Raw genomic sequence first — 13,540 nt, forward strand, 5'->3', positions numbered from 1 at the left:
TGTGGGCCGATCCGGTACTACCCGCTATGCCAGTTCCCAAATCCGAGTTCGACAGTCTCCCGCCGTGTGACTTCTACACGCCGGAGGAACTCCTCGAGCCGGAGCAGATGTACACCGTCTACGAGATCGCCCGCCTCCTGCAGGGCCTCGAACCCGACGCCGAGATCGAACGCGAGACCGAGGACGTCCTGTTAGACTGGGCGATCCCCTGGATCATGATCAACGCGGACGAACTCGTCGTCGCCGAGCCGCGCAACGACGACGAACCGGGCTACTACGGGCTGAAATCCGACGAATAGGATGCTGCTGCTCGTCGTCGGAGCCGACCGCGTCGACGCCGGCAAAACCACCTTCTCCGTGGGCTTGCTCGCACGGACCGGCGGGACCGGCTACAAGCCGCGGGCGGGCAACGACTACTGGTTCGACCACGACGACTGCCGGCACGCAATCGCGGACGGCCGTCTCTACGGGAAAGACGCCAAGCGACTCGCCGACGCCGAGGGGCGGGGTCGGGGGCCGGAGGACCTAAACCCCGTGCACCGGCTCTGGCGGCCGGCCCCGGGTGGCGGGTCCGGCCTGCTGGGCCGGGCGGACCGGGAGTTCCTGGTCGACCGCGTCGGTCGTCCGGACGGCGACGACGTCACCTACGTCCGGAACGCCACCGCGGAGGTTCCCGACCCAGTCGCCGACTCCCTGCCGCTCGAAGACGCAATCCCCGTCGAAACCGTCGAGGAACTGAACGAGGTCTCGGCCGAGCGGTACGTCCCGACGTTCGAGGATCTCGCCACTGAGATCGAAGCACGGGACCTCGCAGTCGTCGAATCCTACGGTGACATCGCGCTCCCGCTCGCGTCGCTCGATCCGGCGGCCGTGGCCGCGGTGGCCGTCGTCGAACCCGGCCGGGCGACCCTCTACCGCGGGGATCGGTACTGTCGGGCCTGCGAGATCGCCAGTTCGAGCCCCGTCGACGGCGCGCTCGAGAAACGGGTCGGCGACGTCGTCGACTACCTGGAGCCGTTCGACCGCGTCCGGTTGCCGCCGCTCGGCAGCGACGCGCGAGCCGATCCCGGCCGGATCGCCGACGCCTACGGGGAGGCCTACGACGCGCTGTTGGCCGCCGCGCGCGAGCGATAACTCCGTTCCCCTTTGGCGCCTTTCAGGCCTGGCACCTTTCAGGCCTGGCACCTTTCAGACCTGGCGCGCCATCCGCGCCGCGAGTTCGACGTGATCGTACGGCTCCGTCGTCACGCTCGGTCCGTGTCCGGTGTGTAACTCCGACAGGTCCTCGTCGACGATCTCGAGGACGCGGTCGAGACTCTCGATCAGCGTCCCGCGGTCCCCCTCCGGGAGGTCCGTCCGGCCGAAACTACCGTTCTGGAAGACCAGGTCGCCGGCGAACAGCACCCCCGCCTCGGCCGAGTAGAAACAGAGATGATCGTCCTTGTGGCCGGGCGTGTGGAGCGCGAGGTACTCGTGGTTCCCGATCGCGACGCGGTCCTCGTCGGCGATTTCGCGGTCGACCCCCTCGATCGAGGGATCGTAGCCCCAGGCGTCGACGTCGAAGGCCGACTTCACGTCCTCGAGGTTGCCCACGTGATCCCGGTGGGTGTGTGTCAGAAGGAGGGCGTCCAGACCGTCGACTCGAGAGCGGACCGCGTCGACGACGTCGAAGTTCGCCCCCGCGTCGATCAGGACCGTCCGGTCGCCGTCGACCAGAAAGACGTTGCTCGTAAACGCCTGCACGCCCTGCGCGAGGTTGTCGATCATGCGCTCGAGTACGGCGTCGACCGGTTTGTGCGTGTCGACCCCGGAACGTGACGTAGGACCGGAGTCGTTCGAGTCGGTAGAGAGCAATCGTATTCCGAGAACTCGAGGAGGTGGACGATCCAAATGACGATCCGCGTATTCACAAGCATTTTTAGCTACGGCACGTAGTGAAAAACGAATGAACCGGCCGGCCTTCGTCGGACTGCTCGCGTTCGCGATTCTCCTGGGGATCGTCGGCCTCGGCGGCCCGGCGATGGCGACCGATGGTGCCGGCGGGGGCATCGCGTCGGACGCGCCGTCCGAACCTGTCGCCGACGCCCAGCCCCACTCGTTGGACCGACAGCAACCCACGACGGCCGACCTCGAGTCCACACAGGCCGAGCCAGTAGCCTCAGCGGCCGACTTCGGTGGGCAAACGAACATCGACTCCCGGAACTTCGATACGACGTCGTTCGAAATCACCGTCTACGAAAACGGGAGCGCGACGTGGACCTTCAGGTACGAACAGCGGTTCAGTGGCGACGACGCCGCCGAACAGCGGACGAACTTCGAGGAGTTCGCGGCGGAGTTCGACCCCGATTCCGACGCCGACTCGGACGCCGATTCGGATGGGGGCGGCGACGACGGAAGCGATGGAGAGGTTCCCCCGCTCTACGAACGGTTCGTCAACCAGGCCGAAGCGATGACCGACACCGGTGCCGAGGCCACCGACCGAGAGATGGAGGCGACCGACTTCGATCGTTCCGCATACGTCGAAGAGGGCCTCAACCCGGTCGGCGTCGTCGAGATGTCGTTCACCTGGATCGGGTTCGCCGAGACCGTCGACAGCGAGGACACCGACGGCGATCGGATCGTCGTCGGCGACGTCTTCCAGGGCATCTACATCGCAGAAGACCAGTCGATCGTCGTCCAGCCCGGGGACGACCTCGAGTTCCGAACCGTCGAACCCGAAGGGCGGTACGTCGGACAGAGCCTCGAGAACGCGGACTCCGTAAGCTGGACCGGCGAGCGGGAATTCATCGATGGGCGTCCGCGCGTCGTCCTCGAACCGGCCGGCGACGGGGGTAGTGCGGGGGCCAGCACGACGCCCGACTCACCACCTATGTCGTCCGTCGGCGGCGACAACGGCTCCTGGCTACTCACCGCAGGAATCGCGCTCGCCGTAGTGCTCGGCGCGGCGGGCGCTATCGTCTGGTATCGACGTCGCTCCGACGGGGACGCCCCGGACGCGCCGTCGAGTGCCGATTCGACTACCAGCGGACCCGACCCCGACCCCGACCCCGACCCCGACCCCGACCCCACGAGGACGTCGGAAGCTGGCGACGCTCCGCCGCAGGCGGCTGCGACGGAATCGGGCGGTTCCGCATCCGCCTCGAGCGGGAGCGACGACGCGACGACAGAGCCCTTACCCGACGACGAACTCCTTACCGACGAGGACCGTGTCGTCAAACTCATCCGGGAGAACGGTGGCCGGATGAAACAGGTCAACATCGTCGAAGAAACCGGCTGGTCCAAATCCAAGGTCAGCATGCTGCTCTCCGACATGGAGGAGGAAGATACTATTAGCAAACTCCGCGTCGGCCGCGAGAACATTATCAGCCTCGAGGGCTTCGAACCGGAAGCGACGAAATCGCCGTTCGAGGAATAACGCCGGTTCGTGGCGTACGGCTTCCACCGTTTCCATACGCGTCTGGACTATCGATCTCTGCTCGAGTCCGTTTCGCTGTTCGTCGTCCGCCGAGAGTCGACTCCCGTCTCCCGTTTAGTCCTGTGCTATCTCGAACCAAGTTCGGTTCGAAACGGAATGCTTAAACATCGTACCGCGTAACGATAAGATGCACTCGCGGAACGCTCCGATAGTGTAGTCCGGCCAATCATATTGCCCTCTCGAGGCAATGACCGGGGTTCGAATCCCCGTCGGAGCACTCCTTTCTGCCGCCGTCTCCTGATTTCGAGCCCGTGCTATCATCATGTACCCATGTGGCTCGAAGGCAATTCGATTCAGAAGGTCTGGTCACCCCGGCGCTGTACAGCGATTAGAACGATTTACCCTGCAATCCGATTCGCAGGACTTACCCACCGGTGGTCGGCGTGAACCTGAGCGACTTCGCCGTCGTCCCGGAGCCGACCGCAAACCGCCTCAGCGAGCGTCAACTGGTGGATTACCGGTCCGAGCGGGAAGCGACGATCAAGTGGTTGCTCACGTTCGGCATCGACCCCGAGAAGGCCAAGGGATACGCGGAGAGTACCGTCAAGAACCGCATCTACCGAATGGACCAGTTCTACCGGTACGCGTGGGACGAAGAAGAACAGTACACCACCGCCGTTACCCACGAACACGCCGACGCGTGGATGCAAGAGTTGGCCTACGCCGACTGCAGCGACACGCACCGCGACCTGTGTCAGAAGGCCGTTCGGATGCTGTTCAAATGGCGCGCCCACGAGCGGGGCGGCGACGAGTGGGAGCCGACGATCACGTTCGCCTCCGATAGCAGAACGACGACACCCCGGGACTACCTCACGCTCCAGGAGCGCCAACTCGTCCGAGAAGCCGCGCTCCAGTACGGGAGCGTTCCGTCGTACAACAACGTCTCACCCCGTGAACGGAGCAAGATCGCGGCGTACCTCGCTCAGCGAATCGAGAAACCAGTCGACGAGATCACGAAACAGGACTGGGAACGGGCCAACGACTGGAAGATCCCCAGTCTCGTCAGCGTCAGTCTCGACGCCGCACTGCGCCCGATCGAGGTCGAGCCGTAGTACAGTGGGTCGATCTCGATAACGGGATCTTGCGAACCCCCATCGAGGACAGCTCAAAGAACGAGGACAACTGGCGAGTCGGCCTCAGTAGTCGCACGATCACCACGCTCGAGCGGTGGCTCGATCAGCGTGCGACGTACGATGTGTACGAGAGGCGAGGCGAGTTGTGATTGACGCGAGAAGGAAACCCGTACGGCGCTGCCGCCCTGCGACGAATTCTCCACGATCTGTGCGACACCGCTGGCATCGACTACGAAGATCGACAGATGAGCTGGTACACCATCAGGCACTCCACGGGGACGTACATGACTCGTGAAGAGGATCTTGCGGCCGCACAGACACAGCTTCGTCACAAGAGTCCGGAGACGACCATGAAGTACGATCAGGTACCCGTCGAGGACCGGCAAGACGCCCTCGACCGGATAGGCTAACGAACGCGAACGATCGCTGCCCCGAACTAGTTATTTTCGCAAAACCCTACGTTCCTTCCACTGACGGGGGGAGTAACGACGAGAGGCTGCCTTATCGGAAGCGCTCCGCGTTCGATTGACTCCTTTATATCACTCCATGTAAAACCGACTCTAACTCCGCTTCCAACTCAGAAGCCTGCAGAATGGCAATCTCCTGCTCACCTTGGCCCTCTACAGACGCCGTCTCCCGATCAAGATCCTGCACGACCAGCATCCCGTTCCACCCCGATCCGAAGTACTCGCCGTCTTCCTCGCCAAACACGAACTCGTCGTTCACCCGCAAAAACGCGAGATACTCGAGCGTCTCCTTGATCCCCTGGCGAATCGTCTCCTCCCGCGTACTATTTTTCACCTCGACGATCAGGTACTCGTGCTCGTTCTCGTCCTCCGAAATGACCTCGAGGACGATCACGTCAGGCCGACCCGTGTGATTCTGGTAGTCCTTTCCGAAGTAGTTGCCAGCAATCTCCTGTGCGGCAACCTGGACCTTGTCCGTCCGAGATAACTCCGCTTTGTCCTCATCAGGGACCGCCACAAACGATAGCTCACGATCCCGGGCCGAGTTATCGTGGTAGAGGACGATCTCTTTCTCGCCCTTGAACCGCGCCAGTTCCTGTCGATCCGTGGCGATCGTTTTGAACTCGGGCTGGGTCTCCCGCATCTCCTCGAGAGTCGCCACGAACCGGAAGAGGACGAACAGCTCGAACAACGTGTCCTGATCGTCGGGTGCGATAGCGGTCTCTTCGAGCAACTGCCGGATCGCGTTGGGCTCCCCTCGGAACAACCGCTCTCGAGAGCGAAGCAACGACGCCGCATCCCGATACACCTCGTGGCGCGAATTGGCAGCCGTCGTCAGCATCCGCTCGGTTGGCTCATAGGTATCGGGCTCGCGGATCCGCCGGACGTGTACGTTTCGCTCGACGATACGCTGGAGTTCATCAACCAGTTCGTCGCTCCCCTTCCATGTCTCCGTGACCCACTCGTAATCGCCCCGGAGGTACTCCTCGGCTTCTCGAATCGTCTCGTGGACGACGGAAATCAACCGCTTTAGAACGATATTCTCGGGGATGTCGTAGTCCTCGGATCGATTCTCGCAGACAAAAAGCGACCTGTCGCGGGGATGCTCCGCATACCGTTTCTTGATCGTCTTCCCCCAGTTGATTCGCCCATCGACCGTTCCCCGCCGCGTTCGAGACGTCGTCTGTGTCTCGGTCCGAATACTACGCAGATGCGCTGGCAGTTCCCTGAAGAACTCGACGACGTCGCTCTGGAGAATGAAGTGCAGATCCAGGAGCAACTCGTATTCCTCGAACCGCTCGTCTAACTGCTCGGGCTTGATCGACCGGGCCAACTCCTGCTCCGGGAAGGAGCCATGCTTCGCGTAGGCGAGGATGTCCTCGGTGAGCTGCTCGAGGAGGGCGTCCCTATTCATTCGTGGCAAGCGTCACCTGGAGCATCTCTTGGGCAGCCGATTCGAGCAGATCGCCATTGATTTCGTCGACAGCCGCGAGCCTTCGAACGATCTTCTCACGTCTCGGCACCCCCTCTAACTGCGGGAAAATGTAGCTGATGACCGCCTGCGTTAGGTGCTGGTCGAGGTCCGCTTCCGGGTGATGCGTGATGTATCGGAGGATGTCTTCGACGATTGCGGGCCCGATCGCTCGTTCGTCTATCGCCTGGTTGGTCGCTTGCCAGACACGGCCGACTGCCCACGCCTGGGGACGGGACGCTTCGATTTCCCACGCATCGGCATACTCGAGCACGACGTCCTCGACCGTTCGTCCACCCTCTGTTTGTCCTGTTCCCTCCGGAAGTTCGGGCACAGGGATGCGAACGAACGCGAACCGTCGCATGAACGCGTAACTCATCTCGTACAGCGACGTCTTGTCGTAGGCGTTCATCGTAGCGAAGATCCGCCACGAGTTGGGAACGACGTACTGGTTTGCAGCAGGACGTCCTTCGAGGTCCGCATACGTCGTGAGTTCCACTTCTCGCCCATCGACCGTGTACGGCAGTTGCACCGATTGGCCGGACAACAGCGTGAAGAGTTGCCCGAACGCTTTGTCGATATCCGCTCGGTTGAGTTCGTCAATCACGAGGAGTTCATTCGACTGCGTCCCACTCTCGAGATCTTTGAGCCGGTTGAGGACGATACCGGGTGTAAAGGAGAGGTCGTCACCGTTCTCACCGGATTCGTTCGGCATATACCCGCCGACGGTATCGAACGTCGACCAGTCAGCAGTGGCTGTCGTCATCTCGAAATCCGTGTACAAGTGAGGGTGATGCTCGACGAGATACTCACAGACCCGTTCGGCGATCTCCGTTTTCCCCGTTCCCGGCGGGCCGGTAAGGAAGACGTGCTTACCGGATTGCAGCGCTGTCGCGATCTGCTCGAGAATCTGCTCACCGCGTCCATCTTCGAAGTGAAGCCCCTCGAGGATGTCCGTCGGAAGCGTACACTCGAGGTCCTGGTGAGGATTGATCGGTGAGACCTCCTGTAGGTCCTCAGCCATCCCCTCGATCAACGCAGCGGGACGCTCGTAATCGATTTCACCGTCCTCTGTCCGGAAAGTCCCATACATCGATTGCGCGGGGAACTCCTTTCCGGAGATATTCGCACAGAGTCGATTGGCCTCCTCGATCGACAAGCAATTGGCCGTCAGGGCAGCCAGTTCTTGATTGACTTGTGCTGTCTCTTTGGCAGTGATCCCTTCTGTGAAGTCGATAGCGTCGACGTCCCCGGTAAGGAAGAGCCGATCGAAGCCGGCGATCATCGAGAAGTCCGCATCGGTCTCGTATTCCTCCCACCACCATGGGTCGGGTTTCTCAGTGGTTTCGCCGAAGACGACTGCACCGATTACACCGCTTGGTTGGGAATCGAGTTCCTCCTTTCCAGGTTCGGTTCGTGAATGAAGAATCCCGACGTCACCCTTCTCGAGCTGTTCCCAGCGATTGCGATGTTCCGGCTCGAACGAGAGCGATCCGTGTTCGATGGCCGTGAGCCAGTACTCTGGCGGCGCGGTAAACTTGTAGACAGTCGGTTCCTGGTCTCGCAGGTGCGTCGTTAGTGGATGGTCGATTTCAACCGATGGTTGGACCCGGGATGGATCACCAACCTCGTATGAATCTTTGAGCACACTGTTGAGTCGAGGTTGGTTGAGACCACCCCCGAGATCTAGTTCCTCCTGGCGAAGTCGCACCCAGCCCAAGAAGAGGGTCTGAGCGGGCGAAAACCGACCAAGTGTTCCACTGCCGAGGGCAGACGCTTTCTCGGCTAAATCCGCCTCGAGAGTCCGGTAGACGATCCGAAGCTGATCGAGTTTCGTTGCGGTCGACCGGTCGACAGTATCGGATGGCCTGAACCCCTCGAGCGCCTCCGACCACTCTTCGATGAAGGAGTCCCCGACTCGAGTCTGGAACCAGGACTTGTCTTCTGCCGAGAGACGAGACCGAATATCCTCGAGGGCCGCGTCTAACGAGTCGTATTCCCCGGCAGCCCCGTCAGGATAAAGCTGTTCGCCCTGAATCACCTCGATGAACAGGGAGACAGAATCGTACTCCTCGTAGAACCCTGAGCCACCGCGATCGAAATTGATGGCACTGAACGTATCGTTGGGCCAGCCCTTGAACCCGAGCAGATCCCAGAACTGCGCTCGATCGAGCTTGGCTTCGTAGATCGGTTCGAGGAACATTACATGCGGGAAGACCTGATCGGTCACATCGCCCCAGCCGACTGCGTTAGTGAACTGGGCTGCTACATCGTCATCTAACACTGTGGCGTGGGTGATCTGCGCAAGGAGTGTATACGACCCGCCACGGCGTCCCTCTCGATCAGCGAAGAGGAGGTAATCGCCCTCATCGGCCGGCTCGTCTTCCTGGTTCCCCCAGACTCGAACGGAGTCCCCGTCGATCGGCGGCTCGTAGGTATCGGTGATTTGGTCGCGGGGAACGTCCTCGAGTATGGTCCGCTCGAAATTCGTCCGGATGGGGCCATCACCCGTCTTGATCGGGACCTGGTACACCGAGGGATCGGCAAACTGCTGCAGGTTCGAGTTCGCACCCGTCTGAATGGAGCTAGAATCGGTGCTCTCTCGAGTCCCGCGTTCGGCTGGGAGTTCGTCGTCCCGAATTGGCGCAAGGAGGAACCGAATTGCACGTCGTGTGTTCCCCTCCGAGTCTGGGAGTCCTTCGTAGAAGTGACCCGCATAGAGGTATTGCCCGATGTAGCGGACGCCATCGTCTTCCATCTCGAAAAAGTGCAACTCGCGGCCGTCCTCGAGATGATCTCGAATCGCTCGGTTGCCCCGGACCATCTCCATGTCGCCGACCTGGCCTTCGCCCGTGTAGACTATCGTGCCATCCGAGCGGAGTTTATCCTGGTAGCCATGTTCTTCGCCGGTGCCACCGCTAAAGAGAAAGACGACCGGTTCGTCCCTCGAGGGAGCGATTCCTCCCTGGATGCTGCCGCCATATGCCGAGTGCAGTTCGCGGCGTTCGTAGATAGTGTCAGACTCGAGGTCGACACTCGAAACCCCGTGTAGTTGTTCGGCGACTGCTTCACCGGCTGCGGTGAGATGGATCTGATCGTCGCTTCGATCGACGTAGCCGGTCGTCTGCAGCCACTCACGATGGCGGCTCGCAACGCCGGGCGTTTCCATCTGACACTCCTCGAAGGTCTCCACGAGCAACTCCATGAGTTCCTCATCGGTTTTCGGTTCAGTAGTGAGTGCAGCGAGGATCGTGTCGAACCCTTTGACCGTGGTTCGAAGGGCGTTGTAGAGGACCGCTGGGTCCTGTTCCTCGAGATAGCACCGTCCAATTCGGGTACAGCTGTATGTAGCATCCGTGCTCTCGAGCAGGTCCAATTGCTCGAGGAACTGCAGTCGTCGTTCGATGGCGTCAGGGTCTTCAGCGTTCGTCCTGGCGGCGATCCAGTCTACGACGTCGTCTCGAGGAACGCCGTCTGAGTTTTCGCCAGCCGACTCGAGAAACGAGAGCAAATCAGCCAGAATCTCGGATCGCTCCGCGAGGTCACCGTAGAACCGTGCGGTAGACATCCGACGATCGTCCGTCATTCTTTCGTAACACGTCACAGCACCGTATTATAAATCCTGTTTACACCGATGTCAACTTCGTCCTCTACAATACAGTTTGATGATAACAGTCTCCTCTTCGAAGAAGTCGACATCGATATGTTCAATTCGCCGTCGACAGTGAGTTCGTAGCTCGGTGAAACGCCTCAGCCAACGAGGGAACCGAGATGCCGTCAGTATTGGTGTTCGAACCGCAACTCATCATGAGTGTAAGAGTAGGATTTGATACCCGCTTCTTCGCAACGCGAACTGAGGTCGGTCGGATTTACGTCGTGCTGTTCGCCGAGTTCTTTTTCGAGATGCTTACAAAACGCGATAGTGATCTCTCGGTCATCGTCGGACTCCTCTGCAACCTCGAGAACCACTGCTAGATCCGGGTCGTCGTAATCTGGTTTGATGACGTAGTCTCCTGGGGTGAAAGGGTTCTCAGGATACTCGAGATTCGTGTGTTTGTAGGTATAGAGCTTGATATCTTGATCGTCACAATACGAAGCTAGCTTCGCCGGATGGATCTCTCTCCAGTTCCCAGGACCGTTATCGAGCATATTCGGAAACGCGACGTTCACGGCTTCCCCATCCATCTCTTGCCCGTAAGCTGTCGTATTTTTCTCCGGTGGCAATACCTCAACGACCACTGCGACCGAAGCATCACCGTCTCCTTGCTTTACGACACGATCGCCGGGTGAGAACGGGTTCTCCGGTTTTTGATTGAGATGAGCTGTGTTCGGGCCCAAGTCGTGTAACTCATTCATCGGCCGGGCAGCCAGGTGGGCGAGTTTCTCGGGCCCTTCGCCGGAATATGCCTCCTGGGTACTGACCTTCGATTTGAGCGTCTCAGTGCGTTCCCATCCCAACAGGATCAGGGCATCCTCGTTGTCCCGATGCCAGACCATCGCGATGATGTCGTCGTCAGGATCGTTCTCCAGCAGATTCGATGGCCGAAACGCCGAGACGTCTCTCGAGGTCTTCACGTCTACATCGTACCCGAACACCTCGAAATCGTGGCCAGAGAAACTCTCTGGGTTACACCGCCGAATTGCCGCTTCGTTCTGCCATTCCCACATCTCGACTGGAAGGTACTCTCGACAGAACTGCTCGAACGCGAGCTCACCGAGATTCCCGATCCGTTTCACGTCGATGTCGTCCGCACCCTGAATCACCGCCTGGTGATTCGCTCGCTCCCGGTCGATCTCGTCCGGCGAATAGAGATACATTACACGGAGATCATCTATTAGTCAAATATACTTTGGGTACTGGGATTCTTCTCTCGCACATCGATTCAAGCGAAGAATTCCAGGCTCGTTTTGGCAGGCGTTCGTATGCATATTCGGGAACCTGATTCCGCCGACGTGCAACCCCAGGGAGAAGGGCGAGAATAGATCATCCGGTGTGTTGAATTTCTCACCCAGTGATAGTTTTCAATAGTTGTGCTGAATACAGAGCGCATAGTCAGTAGCCTCGATGTTCAGTTCGAGAGGGAAGTGAGCAGGCAGCACGGGGCGCTCACGTATCGATAGCCGGCAGTGTAAACGAGAACGTCGTCCCCTCGCCGGGTTCGGAGTTGACCCGGATCTCGCCGCCATGACGCTTGACGATCCGCTGGCAGAGCGCCAGGCCGATCCCCGTGCCGGCGTGTTCTTCGCGGGAGTGTAACTGCTGGAATACTTCGAAGATGCGGTCCTGCTGCTCCGGATCGATGCCGATCCCCTCGTCGCGCACCGAGATGCACCACTTCGACCCCTCGTGGTCGGCCGACACGTGGATCCGCGGCGGCTCGTCGCCACTGTACTCGATTGCATTGTCCAGCAGGTTCTGGAACACCTGGCGGAGCTGTTCGCCGTCACCCTGGACGGTGGGCAGGTCGTCGACGGTGATGTGGGCATGCGTCTCTTCGATTTGGAGTTGGAGATCCGTCAGCACGTCGTCGAGCACCGCATCGAGATCCACGGGCTCGAAGGGGTCGCCCTCCGTCTCGACGCGGGAGTACTCGAGCAGACCGTCGATCATGTCGCGCATCCGGTCGGCACCGACAACTGCGAACTCGATGAACTCCTCGCCGTCTTCATCCAATTCGTCGGCGTATCGGCTCTCGAGCAGTTGGAGATAACTCGAGACCATCCGCAACGGTTCCTGCAAGTCGTGGGAGGCCGCGTAGGCGAACTGTTCGAGACGCTCGTTGGATTCCTCCAGCATGCGCTCGTACTCCCGACGCTCGGTGACGTCCTGGATTACGAGCATACCCGCGAACACCTCGTCGTTGACGTCCCGGACGGGCAGCGTGTTTCCATAGAGGTGGCGGTCGGCGTACTCTATCTCGAAAGATTTCGGTTCGCCGTCGAGTGCGGCCTCGAAGTAGGGCTGTACCTCTTCGACGATCTCCGGCGGATGGAGTTCGGTAAACTGCTCACCGATTCGGTCCTCCGGATCGAGATCGAAATCGAGGTCATCGAAGAGCTGACCGCCGGCGGCGGTGTACCGCAGGTCCTCGTCGAACAGGCCGACCGACCCGTTCGGGAAGTGCTCGACGAGCGTCCGGTAGCGCCGCTCGGACTCCTCGAGGGCTTCAAACGACGTGATCCACACGGCGCAGGTCAACTGCTGGTCAAGAGACGCCGCGAACGACAGTGACGGTTCAGCCGCAGGTGTTGTCGGCAAAGACGAACTCGCTGTCGGTTCCCAGTGGGTCAGTGACCGTTCTCGTATCCATGATCTCGAAGCCGGCCTCGGCTAATTGCTCGAGGGTCCGTTTTCGACCGGGCGTTGAAAAGAACATCTTCCCACCCATCCACCCATTGCGAACGGTTTCGAAGCGCCCGGTCGGAAGCGTCATCAGTAGTCTGCCGCCCGGTTTCAGTACGCGAGCAAACTCGCGGTACACCGTCGGATGGTCGCTTCGTGGCACGTGAAAGACGGCGTGGTAGGCCGTCATTCCATCGGCGGTGTTCTCCGCCACCGGCAGGCTGGCCATATCCGCCTGCACGAGTGCCGTCGACGGGACGGTGTCGGCCGCCAGCTGAAGTCCTGCCCGGGAGAGATCAACGCCGACGCTCCCTGCCGGAAGATTGGCGAGGGTTCTGGCTCCATCACCGCACCCGATATCGATAACCAGCGGCTCCGGCGGACAGTCGACAAGCAAGTCCTCGATGAGCGCTGCGTCGGAGCCATCCGGGTTTCGACGCTCGGCGTAGGTCCGGGCAATCTCGTCCCACGCGCGGCGGATTTGGTCCCGCTCCACACACCGACTAGTGGCGAAGACTGCATCAGTCTTTGCTCCCGGTCGAACGAAGGTGTTCGACGAGGGACAAACTCAGCGTCTGACACCGTAACAGCTTCGTTCGCGTCTCGAGTCGGGAGCCGGCTATGAGCCGCGTTAAGCAACCGGGCTGTTCAGGTCGGCGTCCTTCGATTGGTCACCGGGGTTCCTCTCCACGATAATGGGTGAGGGGAATC

At 60.4% G+C, this 13,540-nt stretch carries 8 protein-coding genes, 1 tRNA gene and 2 pseudogenes; 5 read left to right on the top strand and 6 right to left on the bottom strand.

Annotated elements, in window-relative coordinates; all coding sequences use genetic code 11:
• The first annotated feature begins 26 nt into the window (after window positions 1–26).
• Entirely contained in the window at window positions 27–299 is a 273-nt protein-coding gene (locus tag CHINAEXTREME_RS11405; RefSeq protein WP_007143676.1) for a DUF5827 family protein, read from the top strand.
• A gap of 1 nt (window position 300) precedes the next feature.
• Entirely contained in the window at window positions 301–1,134 is an 834-nt protein-coding gene (locus tag CHINAEXTREME_RS11410) for a hypothetical protein (RefSeq protein ID WP_007143677.1), read from the top strand.
• A 54-nt stretch (window positions 1,135–1,188) separates the two neighbouring features.
• Here CHINAEXTREME_RS11410 and CHINAEXTREME_RS11415 read toward each other — a convergent pair whose 3' ends face one another.
• Window positions 1,189–1,767, bottom strand: coding sequence for an MBL fold metallo-hydrolase (locus CHINAEXTREME_RS11415; RefSeq protein ID WP_007143678.1), 579 nt, complete (start codon window positions 1,765–1,767; stop codon window positions 1,189–1,191).
• Between the two features lie 178 nt (window positions 1,768–1,945).
• Between CHINAEXTREME_RS11415 and CHINAEXTREME_RS11420 the strand changes: the two genes are divergently transcribed.
• The 3 genes and pseudogenes from CHINAEXTREME_RS11420 to CHINAEXTREME_RS22545 all read left to right on the top strand — a co-directional run bounded on the left by CHINAEXTREME_RS11420 (window position 1,946) and on the right by CHINAEXTREME_RS22545 (window position 4,958).
• Window positions 1,946–3,415: a helix-turn-helix transcriptional regulator gene (locus CHINAEXTREME_RS11420; RefSeq protein WP_007143679.1), complete on the top strand. Its 1,470-nt coding sequence runs from the start codon at window positions 1,946–1,948 to the stop codon at window positions 3,413–3,415.
• Between the two features lie 202 nt (window positions 3,416–3,617).
• Window positions 3,618–3,692 (top strand) — tRNA-Glu (locus tag CHINAEXTREME_RS11425).
• A 157-nt stretch (window positions 3,693–3,849) separates the two neighbouring features.
• Window positions 3,850–4,958: pseudogene (locus tag CHINAEXTREME_RS22545) on the top strand (tyrosine-type recombinase/integrase).
• A gap of 124 nt (window positions 4,959–5,082) precedes the next feature.
• Here the strand turns inward: CHINAEXTREME_RS22545 and CHINAEXTREME_RS11435 are convergent.
• From CHINAEXTREME_RS11435 to CHINAEXTREME_RS11455, 5 genes and pseudogenes are all read right to left on the bottom strand, one after another.
• On the bottom strand, window positions 5,083–6,429 hold the full coding sequence (locus tag CHINAEXTREME_RS11435) for a hypothetical protein (protein ID WP_007143680.1): 1,347 nt from the start codon (window positions 6,427–6,429) through the stop codon (window positions 5,083–5,085).
• Entirely contained in the window at window positions 6,422–10,072 is a 3,651-nt protein-coding gene (locus CHINAEXTREME_RS11440) for an AAA family ATPase (protein ID WP_007143681.1), read from the bottom strand. Before CHINAEXTREME_RS11440 ends, CHINAEXTREME_RS11435 begins: the two co-directional genes overlap by 8 nt.
• 191 nt (window positions 10,073–10,263) lie before the next feature.
• Window positions 10,264–11,304, bottom strand: a complete 1,041-nt coding sequence (locus CHINAEXTREME_RS11445; RefSeq protein ID WP_007143682.1) for a hypothetical protein — start codon at window positions 11,302–11,304, stop codon at window positions 10,264–10,266.
• A gap of 289 nt (window positions 11,305–11,593) precedes the next feature.
• Window positions 11,594–12,649: pseudogene (locus tag CHINAEXTREME_RS11450) on the bottom strand (sensor histidine kinase); the annotation flags it as partial.
• Between the two features lie 73 nt (window positions 12,650–12,722).
• Window positions 12,723–13,325: a class I SAM-dependent methyltransferase gene (locus tag CHINAEXTREME_RS11455; RefSeq protein WP_007143684.1), complete on the bottom strand. Its 603-nt coding sequence runs from the start codon at window positions 13,323–13,325 to the stop codon at window positions 12,723–12,725.
• Between the last annotated feature and the right edge of the window lie 215 nt (window positions 13,326–13,540).

The sequence above is a fragment of the Halobiforma lacisalsi AJ5 genome (assembly GCF_000226975.2).
GTDB lineage: Archaea > Halobacteriota > Halobacteria > Halobacteriales > Natrialbaceae > Natronobacterium > Natronobacterium lacisalsi.

What these genes read in the sequence shown, in the direction of transcription:
- CHINAEXTREME_RS11405 (WP_007143676.1), top strand. Translation starts at nt 27, where the DNA reads ATGCCAGTTCCCAAATCCGAGTTCGACAGTCTCCCGCCGTGTGACTTC.
- CHINAEXTREME_RS11410 (WP_007143677.1), top strand. Translation starts at nt 301, where the DNA reads ATGCTGCTGCTCGTCGTCGGAGCCGACCGCGTCGACGCCGGCAAAACC.
- CHINAEXTREME_RS11415 (WP_007143678.1), bottom strand. Translation starts at nt 1,767, where the DNA reads ATGATCGACAACCTCGCGCAGGGCGTGCAGGCGTTTACGAGCAACGTC.
- CHINAEXTREME_RS11420 (WP_007143679.1), top strand. Translation starts at nt 1,946, where the DNA reads ATGAACCGGCCGGCCTTCGTCGGACTGCTCGCGTTCGCGATTCTCCTG.
- CHINAEXTREME_RS11435 (WP_007143680.1), bottom strand. Translation starts at nt 6,429, where the DNA reads ATGAATAGGGACGCCCTCCTCGAGCAGCTCACCGAGGACATCCTCGCC.
- CHINAEXTREME_RS11440 (WP_007143681.1), bottom strand. Translation starts at nt 10,072, where the DNA reads ATGACGGACGATCGTCGGATGTCTACCGCACGGTTCTACGGTGACCTC.
- CHINAEXTREME_RS11445 (WP_007143682.1), bottom strand. Translation starts at nt 11,304, where the DNA reads ATGTATCTCTATTCGCCGGACGAGATCGACCGGGAGCGAGCGAATCAC.